This is a genomic window from Paenochrobactrum gallinarii (assembly GCF_014205685.1).
Classification (GTDB): domain Bacteria; phylum Pseudomonadota; class Alphaproteobacteria; order Rhizobiales; family Rhizobiaceae; genus Paenochrobactrum; species Paenochrobactrum gallinarii.
Map to the genome: position 1 here is coordinate 83,745 of NZ_JACIIU010000003.1, position 18,669 is coordinate 102,413.

The 18,669-nt window shown below is 50.4% G+C and carries 17 protein-coding genes; 12 read left to right on the top strand and 5 right to left on the bottom strand.

The features are described from left to right. Positions 1-205 precede the first annotated feature (205 nt). From FHS77_RS04795 to FHS77_RS04810, 4 genes are all read right to left on the bottom strand, one after another. On the bottom strand, positions 206-652 hold the full coding sequence (locus FHS77_RS04795) for a pseudoazurin (protein WP_374786209.1): 447 nt from the start codon (positions 650-652) through the stop codon (positions 206-208). A gap of 264 nt (positions 653-916) precedes the next feature. Beyond that, on the bottom strand, positions 917-1,738 hold the full coding sequence (locus FHS77_RS04800) for a DMT family transporter (RefSeq protein ID WP_184221237.1): 822 nt from the start codon (positions 1,736-1,738) through the stop codon (positions 917-919). Between the two features lie 85 nt (positions 1,739-1,823). Beyond that, positions 1,824-4,235, bottom strand: coding sequence for a PIG-L family deacetylase (locus FHS77_RS04805; RefSeq protein ID WP_184220844.1), 2,412 nt, complete (start codon positions 4,233-4,235; stop codon positions 1,824-1,826). A 24-nt stretch (positions 4,236-4,259) separates the two neighbouring features. Continuing rightward, positions 4,260-5,477 (bottom strand): ROK family protein, encoded by a 1,218-nt coding sequence (locus FHS77_RS04810; RefSeq protein ID WP_184220847.1) that lies wholly within the window; start codon positions 5,475-5,477, stop codon positions 4,260-4,262. 326 nt (positions 5,478-5,803) lie between these two features. Between FHS77_RS04810 and FHS77_RS04815 the strand changes: the two genes are divergently transcribed. From FHS77_RS04815 to FHS77_RS04840, 6 genes are all read left to right on the top strand, one after another. Continuing rightward, the gene (locus tag FHS77_RS04815) at positions 5,804-7,051 is read left to right on the top strand and encodes a sugar ABC transporter substrate-binding protein (RefSeq protein WP_184220850.1); all 1,248 of its coding nucleotides are present in this window, start codon (positions 5,804-5,806) and stop codon (positions 7,049-7,051) included. Positions 7,052-7,187: 136 nt separating this feature from the next. Then, a complete protein-coding gene (locus FHS77_RS04820) occupies positions 7,188-8,111 on the top strand; it encodes a carbohydrate ABC transporter permease (protein ID WP_246431229.1) in 924 nt (307 codons plus the stop codon). Further along, a complete protein-coding gene (locus FHS77_RS04825) occupies positions 8,108-8,959 on the top strand; it encodes a carbohydrate ABC transporter permease (protein WP_184220853.1) in 852 nt (283 codons plus the stop codon). The genes FHS77_RS04820 and FHS77_RS04825 overlap by 4 nt, the downstream gene beginning before the upstream one ends. 3 nt (positions 8,960-8,962) lie before the next feature. Next, positions 8,963-10,477, top strand: a complete 1,515-nt coding sequence (gene argH / locus FHS77_RS04830; RefSeq protein WP_184220856.1) for an argininosuccinate lyase — start codon at positions 8,963-8,965, stop codon at positions 10,475-10,477. Beyond that, positions 10,477-11,523: an ABC transporter ATP-binding protein gene (locus FHS77_RS04835; RefSeq protein WP_184220858.1), complete on the top strand. Its 1,047-nt coding sequence runs from the start codon at positions 10,477-10,479 to the stop codon at positions 11,521-11,523. The genes argH and FHS77_RS04835 overlap by 1 nt, the downstream gene beginning before the upstream one ends. Beyond that, positions 11,520-12,419: a carbohydrate kinase family protein gene (locus tag FHS77_RS04840; RefSeq protein WP_184220860.1), complete on the top strand. Its 900-nt coding sequence runs from the start codon at positions 11,520-11,522 to the stop codon at positions 12,417-12,419. The genes FHS77_RS04835 and FHS77_RS04840 overlap by 4 nt, the downstream gene beginning before the upstream one ends. Before the next feature lie 122 nt (positions 12,420-12,541). On the opposite strand, the gene pcaQ is transcribed toward FHS77_RS04840, so the two are convergent. Further along, a complete protein-coding gene (pcaQ, locus tag FHS77_RS04845) occupies positions 12,542-13,456 on the bottom strand; it encodes a pca operon transcription factor PcaQ (RefSeq protein ID WP_184221241.1) in 915 nt (304 codons plus the stop codon). A 94-nt stretch (positions 13,457-13,550) separates the two neighbouring features. Between pcaQ and pcaD the strand changes: the two genes are divergently transcribed. The 6 genes from pcaD to FHS77_RS04875 all read left to right on the top strand — a co-directional run bounded on the left by pcaD (position 13,551) and on the right by FHS77_RS04875 (position 18,534). After that, a complete protein-coding gene (gene pcaD / locus FHS77_RS04850; protein WP_343060955.1) occupies positions 13,551-14,360 on the top strand; it encodes a 3-oxoadipate enol-lactonase in 810 nt (269 codons plus the stop codon). 15 nt (positions 14,361-14,375) lie between these two features. Beyond that, entirely contained in the window at positions 14,376-14,783 is a 408-nt protein-coding gene (gene pcaC / locus FHS77_RS04855) for a 4-carboxymuconolactone decarboxylase (RefSeq protein WP_184220863.1), read from the top strand. Then, a complete protein-coding gene (pcaH, locus tag FHS77_RS04860) occupies positions 14,783-15,523 on the top strand; it encodes a protocatechuate 3,4-dioxygenase subunit beta (RefSeq protein ID WP_184221245.1) in 741 nt (246 codons plus the stop codon). Before pcaC ends, pcaH begins: the two co-directional genes overlap by 1 nt. A 1-nt stretch (position 15,524) precedes the next feature. Beyond that, the gene (pcaG, locus tag FHS77_RS04865; RefSeq protein ID WP_184220866.1) at positions 15,525-16,142 is read left to right on the top strand and encodes a protocatechuate 3,4-dioxygenase subunit alpha; all 618 of its coding nucleotides are present in this window, start codon (positions 15,525-15,527) and stop codon (positions 16,140-16,142) included. A 3-nt stretch (positions 16,143-16,145) separates the two neighbouring features. Then, positions 16,146-17,195, top strand: a complete 1,050-nt coding sequence (locus tag FHS77_RS04870; protein WP_184220869.1) for a 3-carboxy-cis,cis-muconate cycloisomerase — start codon at positions 16,146-16,148, stop codon at positions 17,193-17,195. A 166-nt stretch (positions 17,196-17,361) separates the two neighbouring features. Further along, positions 17,362-18,534 carry an ABC transporter substrate-binding protein gene (locus tag FHS77_RS04875; protein ID WP_184220872.1) on the top strand — a complete coding sequence of 391 codons (1,173 nt, stop codon included), beginning with the start codon at positions 17,362-17,364 and terminating at the stop codon, positions 18,532-18,534. Positions 18,535-18,669: the final 135 nt, after the last annotated feature.

Genomic DNA, 18,669 nt, shown 5'->3' on the forward strand with positions numbered 1-18,669 from the left:
ACTCGGCGGTTATTGAAATGACACCGCCCCCCTCTAACTATATTAAAAACAGCCGTTCTTTATTCTCTATAGAACTATATAGAAGGCTAATCACCATTAAAAATATAACAAATGGCATAAATTATAGTTAAACAGCAGAGATTCATTCAAAAAAAATGCCGGAAGATTTTCATCTTCCGGCACTGTTTTTACGAAACCGTAAAAATTACTTAGCAGCAGCCTGTTCAAGCAATGGCAGCATGCGTTCTTTTGCCTTTGGTGGCATTTTTGCATTTGGAGCAGTATCAATGTTGCTCAGGTCATCGCCAACAACGACGAGTGCAACCATGCCCATTGCAAAGTGTGGCAGGCACTTAACGCCGTAAACACCTTCTTTGTCGAAAGTAACTTTTACTTCCTTGTTGATCTTGCCTTTAAAGGTGGTGCCACCTTCTGGCATCATATCCTTCATGCTTTCCGCATTGTGTGAAGGATCGGTCGGTACGAAAGTTACGGTGTCGCCGACAGCAATTTTGGTGAGCGCTGGTTCAAAAACCATATCGCCGCCTTCACCCTTATTGAGCATTTTAACTTCAAAATCTGCAGCCAGTGCAGGTGCGGATGCTGCTGCGAAAGCAATCGCAGCTGTAGCGAACAATGTAGAAATTTTCAATTTTCTGCTCCAAATTCGGAACTAGTAAGAAACTTACTTAGCTTCATTTGACAAAAATGGTTTCAACCGCACAATCCGGGGGAGGTTCGATATGCGGCCCATCTCTTGGTCAAGTAGGTAAATGGTTTAAGAAAGTCAATAAATTCTGCAAAAACTTTACCAATATACATAAAAATATAAGTAAATTTGATCTTTAAAAGTCCTGTTTTTGCGCAAAAAGGACTATATTCTCATAACAAAAAAGTGAACCATTGTAACAATGTTTCAGAGGTGTTTCTTAGCGCGACGCTCCCAGACAGAAGTTAATTGTAATGAACCCAATACAATGACGGAGCCGATGATTATTTTGAGTTCCGGTATATCGTCAAAAAATACATAGCCGGTTATCGCCATCACCACGATGGAAAGATAGCTGACCGGTGCAAGCACACTGGCGTCGGCCAGACGATAGGCACGCAAAAAGCAATATTGCCCCGCTTGTGCCAGCAAACCAATGCCGATCAATGGTATCCAATCAACTGTTTTAACCGGCTGCCAAGTGATAACGGCCGGTATAGCGGTCAGCACCACCAGCCCCACCGTATAAAACACCATCATCACTGTAGTGCTTTCATCGCGCAATTGGCGCGTCTGAATAGTCGCCAGTGATCCGAAAACCACATTGACAGCAATCGCCACCAGGCCGACGCTCCAGACAAAGCCACCGCTTGGATTAAGCATAATCAACACGCCGCCAAAGGCGATGCCAGCACCAATCCACTGAATACGGCTGACCTTTTCTGACAACATTACCACCGCCATCAGCATGGTGACCAGCGGCCTTGAAAAGCTCAGGGCATTGACGACCACCAGCGGCATCAAGGCATAGGCAAAAAACTGACTTGTCAGTGCTACAGCATTGCAGACAATGCGGGTTAAGTTGCGCCACGGGTGGCGAATATGCAGCATCTGGTGCCGCTCACGCCAAATGAGCGGCAAAATAAAAATCAACCCGATCAACGCACGGATAAAAACAAGCTGAAACGCCGGGTAAGAGACCCCTTGCGCCTTCACCAATGCCGACATGGCACCGGCAACCAGCATCATATCGGCAAGAGACCAAATAATGGCCTCTCCGGTCGAGCCCTTGCCGGATGACGCGTTTTTCACGCTTGTTTTATCCGATGCTGTATCAGGCCGGTTGAACAAGATTAGCCACCAGTCGGAAAACGCCCGGCACCAATTTGTCGAGCTGATGATGCAAAACAAGACTTGTATGCGTATGGCGACCCTGACCGATTTCTGCACTCAGCAATGCGCCAAACAATGGCTGTTCATTGGCATCATGCATCGATAAGAGCGGCACATAGGCATCATCCCAACCAGAGATGAAATAGAGCCCGCGTTCTTTATCCCAACCGTCAAAATCACTCATGTCAATATGGTTCGGCCCTTTAAGCAGTTTATGCTCAGGTTGCAGGATCGTTACATCAGAGGCCGGATCGGTTACGCGCCAGCGTAAAGAAGGCGTGCCGATATTCAGGCGCAACGGTGGCGTTGTCTCCGGCACCCAGCCATCGGACGGGCGATGATAAAGGCTCACCAAATGCCCGCCTTTATGCACAAAATCATGCAATTTAGCAGTGGCCGCGGCCAGATCTTTACGCAGACCAAAAGCAAAAATACCAACGACAATGGTAGTAAATTGCGACAAATCACCAGCAAAATGCTTCTCGGTCAGCATAGTGACGTCAAGCCCCATGCGTGAGAGCCACAGACCCACGCGATCCGCTCCACCGCCGGCATAACCGATTTTAGCGCCCTTTGGCAGTGTCAGATCGAGCGCCAGCACCTGCAACAATTCCGGCTCGCGATAACTCAGCGCACCAATATGAGGATAGCTGATATGATCCACTTTAAACGCTTCGCGTCCATCAATCTGCGGCGTGAAACGCAGCAAACCCTGTTCAGGCTTTTCAGGACGCGTTAAAGTCACTTGCGCTCCGTCCTGGCTGACGCTCCAATTTTCAGGCGCAATAAAACGAACAGGAGCTTGCGCACCATTGATGCTCATATATGTCGTCAGATTTTCGGTGCTTTTATCTTGCAGCGGCAAAATAAAAGCAGGCGGATCAAGGGTCAGCGAACTTGCCGGAAGCACGGCAAATGGTTCTTCGAGATCAAATTGTGCGCTGGCCTGATAGCCGGAAAAATCCGCAGTCAAAACGATATGTGCCTGACCATTTCCTTGCAGAGATGTCCAGTCCGGCTCAAAAACAGGTGAATATTCGGCCTCTGTCTCGGCAATAATATCAAAATTAAAATGCCTGCCATTTTGTTCGGTGGCAATCACCCCAACACAGACGGGGAAAATCGCCTCGACCCGCACTTTATAGCGGCGATACTCATCACTGAGGCTAACCTTCAACCCGGTAGCTTGCCCAGGCATTAAGGTACGCGAGGTTAAAGCGGCATTTTCAAACAGATTTGCTGCCTCAAAAAGCGCATGATGAATTTGCGTCAGCTTTTTGCTCAGACGATGTTCGTGCAGTTTCAGGAAATCTGCTGAAGCATGTTCACGCGCAATTTCAATGGCTTTTGCCGCTTCAACCAGACAAGCCATAATCGCACCGCGATCAGGAAAGGCTGAAATCCCATGATCCAGCGCATCCTGCGCATCACGCAAGCTACTGACAGCCTTGGCAGAAAGCCCCGAAAATGCCGCCAACTGTTCCAAATTAGCCGGCAAACCATCCAGCACGGATGTTTCACTGCGCGTTTTAACGCTGTTAAGCAACAGATGCAGCGGCCATTCTGTTTTCGGATTTTCCGGCCAATAGCCCATGCCCTGACTGGCGTGATAATAACGTGACCATTCGCCGATACGGTCATAATCAGCACCTGTTGCCACATCACGGCCTTCCGCACGCACGGTTACAGTGGCAGATGGCGGCGGCACTTCATCATCATAATAACCATTGCTGCCACCAGTCCATGCAGGCAGATAATATTTACCCACCTGCCAAACGCTCAGGCCTTCATCAAAATGCTCCGGATAGGCTTTCGGGTCGGCTGCTAAATGAATCGCTTTTTCAGCTGCGCGTGTCATCGCACGGTGATGGCCGTGCTGTCCCGGCACATCCAGAAAAGTCGGAATAACAATATCAGGACGATCAGTGCGGTAGGCGCGAACCAAGCGCTCTATAGTGCGATCTTCGCCCCAATGTAAGAAAGTGCCATCGCCATCTTTGGAAAAACCGAAATCATGCACCGGATCCTGCGGGCCATGACCAAGCCATGTCACATCGCTGTCTATGGCACGGGCGGCTTCTTCCAATTCGCGGCTGCGCACAGCGCCCAAGGCACCGCTGCGTTCAGGCCCCAGCACATTTTGCCCGCCTTCGCCGCGGGTGGAACAGCCGATAATCACCCGCATGCCTAAAGCAAAACGGAAATAAGCCAGCATACCGCTCTGCTCATCATCAGGATGCGCGCCGGTGTTCATCATAGTGACAGTTGATTGCAAACGGCTAAGGCTGCGATGCAGGCGCACCAATGCCGGTGCTGCCATCTGCTTTTCAATTTTTTGACGTGCCGTAAGCATGTTTATTCTCCAGATATTGAATTTTTAAAGATCAGATGCCGTATCAAGCTTCGGCGTCATAACCTCAAATAGCGGCAGGGCAGCAGCGCCCAAAGCCGCGGTAAACTGGCCGGTTGCCCCGAGAATCACCCGCGGCATCACCCGTTCCTGACGGCTTGCCACCGAAATCGGCAGCGTTCCCATCATGGTCACCAGTTCCTGCAAAATAGAATCCGGCAGCATGCCGCTTAAAATCACGGTCTGCGGATCCAGAATATTTTCTATCATCGCGATCATCGGCGCCAGATGCGCTGCCGCCTCATGAAGCCAGTTCATCAGAACCGGATTTTTCTCCTCATAGAGTGTTACCAGATCATCAAATTCTGTATTTTCAATGCCGGCCTGATTAAGCGCTTCACGCAATGAATAATGCGAAGCGTAGCGCTCAAGACAGCCCTGCTGGCCGCATGCACACGGGCGCCCTAATGGCGAAACCACCACATGGCCGATTTCGCCCGCATTGCCGAATGCACCGCGAAACGGCATGCCATCAACAATCATACCAAGCCCGATACCAGCGCCGAAATAGATCATCGCGAAACTGGAAATACCGTGTCCGGCACCAAAAAGTCGCTCGCCCACGGCGGCCGCAGAAGCATCATTTTCAATGATAACTGTCTCGCCGCATGCTTCACTTAAAAAAGCCGCCGCATCAATATCCGCCCAGCCCGGCAATGTTGTCGGGCCGACCGAGGTCATGCCTTCCACATCAAAAGGCCCTGGCATCACAGCACCAACACCCAGCAAAGGCGCGGTAAAACTCTGTTTTATTTCAGCAATTTCATTTGCAAACTGTTTGGAAAGTTTTGCAGGGCTGGTGTCTTTCACTGTCGTAATACGACGCAGACGCGGCTGACCGGCAAGATCAAGCACCGTTGTCACCAAATGATCAGAGGCCATTTCAATGCCGATCGTCATCGCGCCATCGGGATTAACCGCAAATTGCTTGGGCGGCTGGCCGCGGCCGGCGCGCAGACGTCCCGTTTGCATCAGCAGATTTTCACTGACCAGCTCATCAACAATATTGGCAATCGCTTGTGCAGTCAGATGCGTCAGACGCGCAATATGCATACGCCCGAGTGAACCGTGCTGGCGCACGACATCCAGCACCACACGACGATTATGATCGCGAATCCTCTCCGGATTTTTGCCCAAAGTGACCTGATGGGTCGTCTGTTGATCATTATCGAGCTGGAAAACCATTCTACTCACCCTGCTATCCCCTGAAAAAGTGATAGCTCAAATACCTCAAACACAGCAATAGATTAATTCAAGTAAATTATCTTATTGACAAAACCATGTTTTATAGGGAACCGTAAGGACTAACACTTTGGTGTTTTCTGTAGCACATTAAATTCCACAAACGAATAAATGTTCTGCGGAAGAAATAAGTGGCGGAATGGTATATTGTTGATGTTGCGACAGTTGAAGTCCGTTCATTTGTAACACTGGAATGAAGGTTCCGGGCAATTGGTTCAGCAGCCTCTTCGCAATCGATTAAGCGAGGCGGCGCTTAGGGAGGTTCTAATATGCGTAAACTTATGCTTGCGAGCTTGGTTGCTGGTTTCAGCACAATGGCTTTTAATGCAGCTCAGGCTGTTGAAATTGAATATTGGCAGTATATTTTCGAAACCCGCGTTAAAGCTATGGACAAGCTGATCGCCAATTTCGAAAAAGCCAACCCAGACATCAAGGTCAAACAGACCACATTCCCTTACGATGATTATCAGACCCGCGTTATCGCTGCCAAAATGGCCGGTAAGACCCCTGATGTGATGCAGCTCTTCTACGGCTGGCTCGACAAATTCGTAGCTGGCGACATTCTGCAGCCGCTGTCTAAGGAAGCATTCCCGCACGATAAAATCGAAAGCGACTTCTTCTCCATCGTCAGCGCCATGAAGCGCGGTGAAGAATATTACGGTCTGCCGACTGCTGTGCGTTCACTGGCTGTTTTCTACAACAAGAAATTGTTTGAAGAAGCTGGTCTTGATCCAAACAACCCGCCACAGACACTGGAAGCTTTTGTTGAAGCTGCCAAGAAAACCACCAAGCGCGATGGTGCTGGCAACCTCACAACTGTTGGTGTGACCATGGATATGGCTGGTCAGGATCACCATTGGTGGCGTGAAGTGCTCGTTCGTCAGTATGGCGGCGTGCCTTACACCGACAATGACCGCAAAGTAGCCTATGACACCGAAGCCGGTGACAAAGCTCTGAAGTTCTACACAGATCTTCAGCTTGAACATAAAGTCAGTGAACAGAAGTTCATGGACGAAGGTCAGGCTGCATTCCGCGCCGGTATGGCTGCAATGACCATTGACGGCACCTTCCGTCTGGGTTCATTCCGCACCATCGAAGGTTTTGAATGGGGCGTAACCGAGCTTCCTGCTAATGCTGAAGGCGTTCGTTCCAACTATGCGAGCTATTTTGCCAATGGTATCGGCTCCACTGTAGAAGGTGAAAAACTCGTTGCGGCACAGAAGTTCCTCGACTATATTTCTTCACCTGAAGCTATGGAAATCTGGCTGGAAGAAGTAGGCGAACTGCCTGCACGTCGTTCCGCTGCCCAGACCGAAAAGAACCTGGCAGATCCGATCTATGGTCCATTCCTTAAAGGTTTGGAATATGCTCACACAACCATGTTTGTTGATGAAGCAGCCCAGCGTCAGACTGCAATCGACATGGTCAACCGCGTAGCACTTGAAAAGCAGCCTACCAAAGATTCACTCGCTCAGGCGGCAAAAGCTGAGCAGACTGTAATCGACGACGCACAATAAGACTGCAAAAATAAAAAGCGTGGCCCCAACGCTTAATTGAGCATCGGGCCACGCCGCATTTTATTCCATACTTTGCGTCTGCTTTTTAAGTAAATATTACGCTTATCTCGAACCATACCAAAAGGTATTGTGAGCCATGACTGTGACAACAGCCCGATCGGATGACACTTTTTGGAACCGCTTCCCAATGCGCGTAAGACGGTTGATTTGGATCTGGAGCTTCCTTGCTCTGCCTATCCTGTTTTATTCGGTTATCCGGTTTTATCCGACAATTGAAGCATTTTGGCTTTCATTGACGAACTGGAATTTGATGAAGCCGCCAAAATTCATCGGTTTCGACAACTACACCAAACTTTTTGCTGATCCGCAATTCTGGAAAGTGTTTAAAAACACCTTCAGCTATTTGCTGATTGGTACACCAATCAGCCTCATTCTGGCGTTTACGATTGCGTTCTATCTGGATCGCGTCCGCTTTATGCATGGCCTGATCCGCGGTCTCTATTTTCTGCCATACCTCACCACCGCTGCCGCAATGGCATGGGTTTGGCGCTGGTTCTACCAGCCTGCCCCCATCGGCGTTATCAATAATGCGCTGGCTCTGGTTGGTATTCCGCAGCAAGGTTTCATCCGCTCGGTTGAGCAGGCATTGCCATCCATCATGGTGACATCTATCTGGGCAGGCCTCGGCTTCCAGATTATCATCTTCATGGCCGGTCTGCGCGCTATTCCGAATACTTTCTACGAAGCAGCCCGCATTGACGGTCTGGGTGAATGGGCAATTTTGCGCAAAATCACCATTCCGCTTTTGAAGCCGACAACTGTGTTTCTGGTTGTTTTCTCCTCGATCGGTTTCTTGCGTATTTTCGATCAGGTCTACAACATGACCACCAATGATCCGGGCGGGCCGCTTGGCTCGACCAAACCATTGGTGCTGATGATCTATCAGACGGCGTTTTCATCTTATGCGATGGGCTATGCCGCAGCACAAACTGTTGTCCTGTTCACCATCCTGCTTTTCGTATCGCTCTTACAGCTCTGGATTTTGAGGGAAAAGAAATGAGTACCACTGTTCAATCCCCCTCAATCAATTACAAAAACGTCAGACCAGGCCGTGTGCTGACATGGACATTGTTGTTCATCGGCGGCATCATTATGGTCATTCCGCTGGCATTCATGTTTTCAACATCGCTGAAAACAGCCGGTCAGGTTTATGATCTGCGTTTGATCCCGAGTGCACCATCGTTCCAGAACTATGTCACCATTCTGGCTGACGGACGCTTTCTGCGCTGGTTCTTCAACTCAATGTTTGTGGCGGTTGTCGTCACACTCTCCAACGTGTTTTTTGACAGTCTCGTCGGCTACACATTGGCGAAGTTCAAGTTCCGCGGCCGTAATTTCATCTTTATCGCCATTCTGTCGACACTGATGATCCCGACAGAAATGCTGGTTATTCCTTGGTATGTCATGTCGTCGAAGCTCGGCTGGCTCGATAGCTATTGGGGCATTATATTCCCGGGCCTGATGACCGCTTTCGGAACCTTCCTGATGAAGCAGTTCTTTGAAGGTGTGCCGGATGATTTCCTCGAAGCAGCCCGCGTTGATGGTCTCAACGAGTTCCAGATCTGGTGGAAAGTGGCCATGCCGCTTGTGACCCCTGCGCTCTCGGCACTCGCCATCTTTACCTTCCTTGGTAACTGGACAGCCTTCTTCTGGCCGCTGATCGTCACCACCAGCAAAGAGCTTTACACCTTGCCGGTTGGTCTATCGAGTTTTGCGGTTGAACAATCCATCCAATGGGAAATGATCATGACAGGTGCAGCGATTGCAACTCTGCCGACCCTGTTGGTCTTCCTTGTGCTGCAACGCTACATCGTACGCGGTGTGATGCTTGCCGGACTGAAAGGATAAATCATGTCAGACCTAGATCCACGCTTGAACGACAAAAGCGTCTTTCCTGATCCGACCTATAAAGAAACGGTTTTGAAGCCTCTCTTTGACGGTGCCAAAACCCATCATGTCGACGGCTTCCGCCGGATTGATCGCGCCCATCTGGTTATGCTGGTGGAAACCGGCATTCTTGACAGCGCCCAGGCATCGGCTATTGCCGGTGCTTTGGAAGCTATCGACCGCGATGTTGATCCGACACAGCTTGTTTACACCGGTGAAGTCGAAGATTTCTTCTTCCTCATCGAGAAAGAGCTTAAAAGCCGTCTTGGCGCTGATATTGCCGGTCGTCTTCACACCGCACGTTCACGCAACGACATCGACCACACTCTGTTCAAACTTGGCCTGAAAGAGCGCATTGATGCCCTGATCGCCAAAGCACAGAACCTGCTGGAAGCGATGATCCGTGCAGCAGAACGTGAGAAAGCAACCCTGATTGTGGCTTATACCCACGGTCAGCCGGCACAGCCTTCTACTTTCGGTCATTATCTTTCTGCCGCCATTGAAGTGCTCATCCGTGATATCGAGCGCTTTGCAGAGGCACGCAAAATCGTCAATCTGTCGCCAATGGGCGCAGCTGCGATCACCACATCCGGCTTTCCGATCAACCGTGAACGTGTTGCGGAACTGCTCGGCTTTGCGGCGCCTTTGCGTAATTCCTACAGCTGTATTGCTGCTTCCGACTATATCACCTCGACCTATTCATCGATCGAGCTGATGTTCATCCATCTTGGCCGCCTCATTCAGGACTTCCAGTTCTGGACAAGTTTTGAAGTTGGCCAAATGTATGTGCCGAATGCCTTTGTGCAGATTTCTTCAATCATGCCACAAAAGCGCAATCCGGTGCCGATTGAACATATGCGCCATTTGTCCAGCCAGACAATGGGTCGTGCGCGCACGGTTCTGGATGTTATTCACAACACACCATTTACCGATATGAATGACAGTGAAGGCGAAACGCAAGCAATGGGTTATGAAGCCTTTGCATCAGCCAGCCGCGTGCTGGATTTGCTGGCAGCTTTCATCGAAGCAGTGCGCATTGATCCGGCTCGTGTTCAGGATAATATCCGCCGCTCTTGCATCACTATTACAGAGCTTGCGGATTCACTGGTTCGCATCGAAGACCTCTCCTTCCGTCAGGCACACGAAATTGCCGCGACAGTTGCCAAGGCTGTTGTCGCTAAGGGCGGCGGCTTAGCCAAAGACGGTTATGAGCCGTTCCTGGAAGCCTTCAAACATGCAACCGGCAAAGAGCCATCTTTTGACCGTACGAAGTTTGAAGAACTGGTTTCGCCTGAATATTTTGTGCGCATCCGCGACCGCACCGGCGGCCCGGCTGACAAGCCAATGATGGATGCACTTGCCCATTATAAGGCGACTGCCCAAGCCTTTGCGGCACAAACTGCCAAACAATCTGCCGACGAGGCCAATGCCGCGCGCGCGCTCAATGAAAAATTCCAAACATTGGTGGAGACACGCTGATGGCCACAATCGAACTTGAAAAACTGGTAAAGCGCTACGGCAATGTTGAAGCTGTTCGCGGCATTGATCTGAAAATTGCCGATGGTGAATTTGTGGTTTTTGTCGGCCCTTCGGGCTGCGGTAAATCCACCACCTTGCGTATGATTGCCGGTCTGGAAGACATCTCCGGCGGCACGCTGAAAATCGGTGACGAAGTTGTCAACGAGCGTGACCCTAAACAGCGCAATATTGCGATGGTTTTCCAGAACTATGCGATCTACCCTCATATGACTGTGCGCCAGAATATCGGCTTTGGTCTTTATACCTCCAAACTCTCGAAGGAAGAAAAGAACAAGCGCATTGAAGAAGCCGGCAAGATTTTGGGTCTGGAACCTTATCTCGACCGTCGTCCGGCTGCTCTTTCGGGTGGTCAGCGTCAGCGCGTTGCTATCGGTCGTGCGATGGTGCGTAATCCGTCTGCTTTCTTGTTTGACGAACCATTGTCCAATCTGGATGCGCAATTGCGCTCGCAGATGCGCATTGAAATCAAACGTCTGCATCAACGCCTGAAAACCACCACCGTTTACGTCACCCACGATCAGGTCGAAGCCATGACCATGGCTGACCGTATTGTGGTGATGAAAGACGGTCATATTTTGCAGACAGGCACCCCGACCGAGCTTTATGAAAATCCGGTTGATGTGTTTACCGCCCGCTTTATCGGCAGCCCTTCGATGAACCTTATCAAAGGCCGTCGTTCCGGCGATGCAGTTGAATTCACTGAAAGCGGTGACATTCTCATCGGTGTGCGTCCGCATGATCTGATTGCGCTAGCTGATGGTGAAACAGTTCCGGCTAACGGCATCAGCCTCACCGGCACCGTGCTGGCCGTTGAGCCTTTGGGTCCTGAAACACTCATCCATTTGAGCGTTCATGGCACAGAAGTCATTGCCACAGCACCGGCGAAATTCATTCCGGCAGCAGACAGCACTGTAACAGTGCATGCAACAAGCGGCAGTCTCTATCTGTTTGATGCAAAAACCGAGAAAAGCTTAGGCCGACTATGAGTTCTGCATCATCACCACGTCCGGCTGTCTTAAGCATCGGGCGCATATATTGTGATTTGATTTTCACCGGTCTGGAAGCTCTTCCGGAACTCGGCAAGGAAACATTTGCACAAGATATGAATATTGCAGCAGGGGGCGGCGCGTTCATCACCGCCGCTCACCTTGCCCACAAGGGACGTGCTTGCGCTTTGCTTGCACGCCTCGGGCTTGATCCGCTATCCGTTGGCATTCTGCCGGAACTGATGGCCACTGGTGCAGATCTGCGTTTTCTGGAACGCTGCGAAACAGCAGGGCCGCAAGTAACCGTCGCCAGTGTTGTGGATAATGACCGTGCCTTTCTCTCACGCCGCGCCGGTACTGCGCTGCCTGCAACGCTGGAAGACGCATTGAACTGGAGCGAAGCTGGTCATCTGCATATTGCAGAATATGCCACTTTGCATGAAATCCCTGATCTGATCACGCGTGCCAAGGCCAAAGGCCTGACCGTTTCGCTTGATCCGAGCTGGGATGAAACGCTGATTTATGATCCGGCATTGCTAGAGGCTTGTAAGGGCACAGATATATTCTTGCCCAACCAGGAAGAAGCATTGGCGATCACCGGCCATAAAGATCCGGTTGCGGCATTAAACGCATTGGCCGAGCATTTCCCATGTGTGGTGCTCAAAGGCGGTGCGGATGGTGCATGGCTGAAGGCTGGCGATCTGCAATTGCATCAATCAGCAGAGGCCGTCACCGTTGTGGATACAACGGGTGCCGGTGATGCGTTTAATGCTGGCTTTATTGATAGCTGGATGCAGGGTGTGGGCTTTGAAGCGGCACTTGGTGAAGGCATTATCTGCGGTAGTCTGGCTGTACAGGCTGCCGGCGGAGCCGCTATTTTAGCGGCGAAGCCATAAGGTGCTAATGCGGAGCCGCTATTTTAGCGGCAATGCCATAACTAAACATAGCGGAGCTGCGATTTTGGCAGCAAAGCCGTAATGTGAAAGTGTGGCGCCGCGATTTTAGCGGCAAGCCACAATCAAATATCTTCAGCCGCCTCGCGAATAGTCTGGATCAGAATTTGCAGGGCGGCTGATTGCACCATATCGGTGCGCATGGTCAGTCCGACCGGCCCCTTGGTTTCATCCGTATCAATATCAAGCGGCACCAGCTTGCCTTCGGCGACATCCGCCGCAGCAACCCCTTCTGAAATAATCCACACTGCATCGCTTTCCCGCACAAATGCACGTCCGAAAGCGTCCGACACTGTTTCAATCTGGATTGGAAGTGCACCGATGCCATTAGCAATCAGCAAGCGATCCACAAATGGGCGGATGATAGATTTACGCGTCGGCATCAGCACCGGAAATTGGGCGATATGATCAAAAATAGGCGTATTTTCATGCGCCAGCGGATGACCGGCACGCACTAAAAACAAAACTTTTTCCGAATATAAATGTTCGAAAAAGAACCCCGTCATCTTCTCCGGCGCGGCCAGTCGCCCAACCACCAGATCCAGATCACCAACGCGCAACTGTTCAAGCAGAACCGAGTTTTCACCCGTTACAATTTTAATCCGGCTGCCGGTTTTTTCTGTCAAAAACAAGCTCATCGCACGCGGCATGATGCGGGTGGAAACCGTTGGCAAAGCGCCTATGCGGATCGGTGGCCCCGAACCGTCAACCTCTTGCGAGACAGAATCAAATCCTTGCCGCAGCGCCGTTAAAGCGGTTCCGGCATGGCGCAAAAACACATCACCAAAGCGCGTAATTTTAATGCCGCGCCCGTCGCGTTCCAGCAAAGGAACACCTAAAATCTCCTCCAGCTCGCGCATGGTTTTGGTAACAGCAGGCTGGCTGACATGCAGGATTTGCGATGCTTTCATCACACTTTTCTGACGTGCGACTTCCACAAATGTATGCAAATGACGGAACTTGATGCGGTTGCTGAGCATATTCACATAACCTCCCAGTTATGAATATGCGCGTTAATATCATTTTACTTAACCAGATGAAAGCGCCAGATTAAAAATCGTGAGGAGACAGTCAGTGCAATTTATTCGTCTAAACAATCAGACCACCCATTATGCTTTTGACAAATCCGGTCTAGCAACCAATTCGGCAGCCGGTTCAGCGCCGGTAATTGTTTTCATCAATTCGCTCGGCACCGATATGCGGATTTGGGATGATGTGAAGACGCAGCTTGCAGGTGAATTTTCGCTGCTGACTTATGACAAGCGCGGTCACGGCCTCTCCGACACCGGCACTACACCTTACACGATTGATGAACTCGCTGATGATCTTATTGCATTGCTTGAAGCGCTGAAGCTTGAGCGCGTCATCTTATGCGGCCTTTCAATGGGCGGCTTGATTGCGCAAGCACTCTTCGCCAAAAAACCAGAACTTGTTGCAGGGCTTATCCTCTCCAACACCGCCCATAAAATCGGCACGGCTGAGATGTGGCGCACACGCATTGATGCCATTTACCAAAACGGCTTGAGCAGCATCTTGGCGCCTACGATGGAGCGTTGGTTTACGCCTGCATACCGCATGCCGGACAATGCGGCTTTTGCTGCCTATTGCAACATGTTTACCCGCCAGCCGGTTGATGGCTACACCGCCACTTGTGAGGCGCTGGCACAGGCTGATTATACGGCGCAAGCGCCACAGATTTGCGTGCCCACCCTATGCCTTGCCGGTGATCAGGATGGCGCAACCCCGCCTGCCCTTGTGCAGGAAATGGCCGGTCTCATTCCGGCAGCTGAATTTATCATGCTTGAAAAATGCGGCCACATTCCTTGTGTGGAACAGCCGCAAATTTTCAGCCAAACAATAGCAAAATTCATAAAAAATATCTGAAACGGAGAATAACCCATGGCCGAGAATTCCGCGTCACCGTCGCGTTATGAGCTTGGGATGCAAGTGCGCAGATCAGTACTTGGTGATGATCACGTTGATCGTGCATCAGCATTGATTACCGATATTGACCGTAAATTTCAGCAACTGATTACGGAATCGGCATGGGGTACCGTCTGGGCAAGTGAAGGCCTGACCAAACGTGAGCGCTCGATTGTCACCATTGCTTTGCTGGCGGCACTCGGTCAGGATGAAGAACTGGCCATGCATATTCGTGCGACCGTCAATACGGGTGCCACACAACAAGATATTTGCGAAGCACTGATGCATGTCGCCATTTATGCAGGCGTTCCGGCATCCAATCATGCTTTTAAAATCGCCAAGAAAACCTATGAGGGTATGGACGCAGCCGGAGGGGAGAAATGATGAAAAACAGCAAGCCTGAAAACGGCCCTTTTTACGGGCGCGATCATGCGATCCATGCGCCGGCCTTTACGCCTCAATATAAGACATCCGTCTTACGCTCACCGACCCGTGCGCTCCTGTCGCTGGAAGGCACTAAAAGCGAAATTACCGGCCCTGTCTTCGGCCATAACATGCTCAATGAATTGGATAATGACCTTATCCTCAATTATGCCAAACCTGGCGAAATGGCGATTGGCTCGCGCATTTTAGTGCATGGCCGTGTGCTGGATGAAAACAACCGCCCTGTTGCCGGTGCTCTGGTCGAGTTTTGGCAAGCCAATGCGGGCGGCCGCTACCGCCATAAAAAAGACAGCTATCTGGCTGCCATCGACCCGAATTTTGGTGGCGTTGGCCGCACCATCACCGATGAAAACGGTTATTACTGGTTCAAAACCATTCAACCCGGTGCCTATCCGTGGCCAAATGGCGTGAATGACTGGCGACCAGCCCATATTCACTTTTCCGTTTTCGGCTCCGGCTTCTCACAGCGTCTGATTACGCAGATGTATTTTGAAGGTGACCCGATGATCTGGCGTTGCCCGATCGTAACCACGATACCGGATAAAGCAGCGATTGAACGGCTGATTGCCGCCGTTGATATGAATGCGACCATGCCAATGGATATGCGCGCCTTTAAATTTGATATTACCTTGCGTGGTCGCCGTTCGACCATGTTTGAAAACCGCATGGAAGGAAACTAACATGGTTCAGCCACTCGGTTATTTAAAAGAAACAGCCTCGCAAACGGCAGGCCCTTATGTCCATATCGGCCTGACACCAAATTTTGTCGGCATTCACGGTATTTTCAAAGACGATCTCGGCTCCGGCTCATTGGTAAATGACAAGACCCGTGGTGAGCGCATCACCATTACAGGCCGTGTTTTTGACGGTATGGGCGCACCGCTCAAGGATGCTTTGGTGGAAATCTGGCAGGCTGATGCGCAAGGTTTTTACAACAGCCCGATGGAAACCGCTGGCAAAGCGGATGAAAATTTCAAAGGCTGGGGACGCTGCCCTGCCCATATGGATACGGGTGAATTTAAGTTTGAAACTATCAAGCCCGGCCAGGTTGCCTTTAAAGACGGGCGCATGATGGCACCGCATGTCACTTTATGGATTGTGGCGCGTGGTATTAATATGGGGCTGCACACCCGCATGTATTTCTCTGATGAAGAGGAAGCCAATGCACAAGATCCGCTGCTGGCACGTATTGAACACAGAGCACGCGTTGACACACTGATTGGCAAACGTGACGGTAACAATTATCACTTCGACATTTACATTCAGGGCGAAAAAGAAACCGTCTTTTTGGATATTTAACGCATGAGTATTTGTGTTTTTGATCATCCGTTTCTCTCAGGTCTTTTCAAAGATGAAGCCGTAGACAAATTGTTTTCGGCCAGCTTCGATGTGGAGGAGATGATCCGGTTTGAAACGGCGCTGGCAAAAGCACAAGCGGAATTGGGCCTGATCCCTGAAGCAGCGGCTTTGGCAATTGCTGAAGCCGGCTCAAGCTTTCAGGCTGATATGGCCAAGCTTAATCAGGCAACGGCACGCGACGGTGTGGTGATACCGGAGCTGGTCAAACAATTACGCGCCCATGTCGGTGAAACCTATAGCCAATATGTGCATTTTGGTGCCACCAGTCAGGATGTGATTGACACAAGCCTGATGCTGCGGCTGAAGGTTTTCAGGCAATTGATCCAAGAAAAACTGGCGCAATTGCTGCAAAGGTTAGAAGCACTCGATCAAACCCATGGCAAACGTGGATTGACCGCTTATACGCGGATGCAGGCAGCTCTGCCCGTGACAGTCCATGACCGCATAATAAGCTGGATTGAACCTTTAAAACGCGCTCCAATCCGGCTTGAGCAATTACATTTTCCGCTGCAACTGGGCGGCGCGGTTGGCACATTGCGTGATTTTGGCGATCAAGCCACAGCCTTACGCGCAAAGCTTAGTCTTATGCTCGCCCTTGATGATCTGCCGCAATGGCAAAGCGTGCGTGATATCATCACCGATATTGCCCATGTCTTTGTGACGCTCAGCGGTAGTTTAGGCAAAATGGGACAGGATATTGCGCTGATGGCGCAAGGGGCAAATGAGATTGCTTTATCGGGTGGCGGCGCATCATCAGCCATGCCGCACAAGCAAAATCCGGTTAATGCAGAGATTTTAGTATCGCTGGCGCGATTTAATGCGGTGCAAATATCCGCGATGCAGCATTCCATGATCCATGAACAGGAGCGTTCAGGCGCAGCATGGAGCCTTGAATGGATGGTACTGCCGCAAATCTGTGCCAGCCTTGCAGCCGCCTTAAATATAAGCATTCGTCTGACAGATCAGATTCAATCACTTGGAAAGGATCATTAATCGCGCCATAGATAACCTAAGGGTTATCGTTACTCGCGATTAATTCATTTTACATTACCAGTTTCACGGTCAAACTAAGCTGGAGAATACATATATCTCGTTGTTACATCCGTCCACTAAGTCAACATGCAACGGATTGCTACAACGGTTTTCTCGGGAGGAAAACATGAAAAAACTGACGCTTACCGCTCTGGCCGCCTTTGCGCTCACCGCAAGTGCTGCTTATGCTGATGTGATTAAAGTGGGTATTATCGGCCCGATGTCGGGGCCTTTCGCCTTGCAGGGCAAGAATTTTAAAGCCGGTATTGATGCTTATATTGCCGAACATGGCAATAAAATCGGCGATGATACCATCGAAGTGATTTATCGTGACGTTCCGCAAGCTGATCCGGCACAGTCAAAATCTTTGGCACAGGAGCTGATCATCAAAGAAAAGGTTCAGTATCTGGGCGGTTTCTTTTTTACCCCTGATGCGATGGCCGTCACGCCTATTTTGCAACAGGCAAATGTGCCGATGGTGGTTATGAATGCTGCCACATCAACAATCGTCACCAAAAGCCCTTATGTGGTGCGTACATCTTTCACCACATGGCAGACATCCCTGCCGATCGCGCAGGTAGCGCTGGATAAAGGTGCGAAGAAAGTCATCACTGTGGTTAGTGATTATGGCCCGGGTATTGACGCTGAAAACGCATTTAAAGCTGGCTTTACCAAGATTGGCGGTGATGTGGTTGAAACCATCCGTATGCCGCTCAACACCAATGATTTCAGCCCGATCATGCAGCGCGTGAAAGATTCGGGCGCGGAAGGTGTTTTTGCATTTCTGCCAGCTGGCCCGACCACACTCGGCTTCATGAAATCATATGTCGATAATGGTCTGAAATCCGCAGGCGTACAGCTTTTTGCACCCGGTGATCTGACACAGGAATCCGATCTTCCGGCGCTGGGTGAAGCAGCGCTTGGCGTGCTGACAACCTTCCATTATGCGCTGTCGCATGATTCCGCCGAAAACAAGAAATTTGTTGAAGATGCCAGGAAAGCCATCGGTAATCCTGAAGAGCTTTCCTTCCCGTCTGTCGGTGCTTATGATGGCATGCATGTCATTTACAAAATGATTGAAGCCACCGGCGGCAAACAGGATGCAGCAAAGGCCGTTGATGCGGTTAAAGGCATGGAATGGATGAGCCCGCGCGGCCCTGTTTCCATTGATGCTGAAACCCGTCATATCACGCAGAATATTTATCTGCGCGAAGTCGCGAAAGCCGATGACGGCACCTATTACAACAAAGAAATCCAAGCCTTTGAAAAACAGGGCGATCCGGGTCTGGACGCACAATAATCCTGACCATAAATGAACACGCATACGGCCTCTCATATCAGGCCGTATGCTTCCATTGCCCCCGTTTAAAGGTGTTACTCAGGCCTTTCACGCTTCAGACACATATCTATTGTGAGATGATCTGATGAACTCTTC